General features: G+C 67.2%; 1 protein-coding gene. It reads left to right on the forward strand.

Annotation, left to right across the window (positions count from 1 at the left end):
* A partial coding sequence (locus tag JWG43_RS20635) for an acyl-CoA dehydrogenase family protein (RefSeq protein WP_205244276.1) occupies positions 1–582 on the forward strand: 582 nt, incomplete at both ends.

Raw genomic sequence — 582 nt, forward strand, 5'->3', positions numbered from 1 at the left:
TCTCCGAAGAGGTGCTGGCGCCGCTGAACAGGATTGGGGATCAGAAGGGCTCGACCTACGCCAACGGCGCCGTCACCGCCGCGCCAGGATTCGCCGACGCCTATCGCCAGTTCGCGGCCGGCGGCTGGACCGGGCTGTCGGCTTCGACCGAAGCGGGCGGACAGGCCCTGCCCAAGGCGCTGGAACTGGCGGCCTATGAGACCGTCCATGCCGCCAACATGGCGTTCGGCCTGTGCCCCATGCTGTCGCTGGCCTCGATCGAGGCGCTGGAGCAGGTCGGAACGGAAGAGCAGAAGGCCAAATATCTGACCAAACTGGTCAGCGGCGAATGGACCGGCGCCATGGTGCTGACCGAGCCGGGCGCCGGATCGGACCTGGGTTCGCTGATCACCACGGCGACGCCGAACGGCGACGGGACCTATGCGCTGAACGGGCAGAAGATCTACATCACCTGGGGCGACCACGACGCGACCGACAACATCGTCCATCTGGTGCTGGCCCGCCTGCCGGACGCGCCCAAGGGCCCCAAGGGCATCAGCCTGTTCCTGGCGTCGAAGTTTGCGGTGAAGGAAGACGGCACGC

The organism is Desulfobulbus alkaliphilus (genome assembly GCF_016918545.1).
In the GTDB taxonomy this organism is placed as follows: Bacteria; Desulfobacterota; Desulfobulbia; order Desulfobulbales; family Desulfobulbaceae; genus Desulfobulbus; species Desulfobulbus alkaliphilus.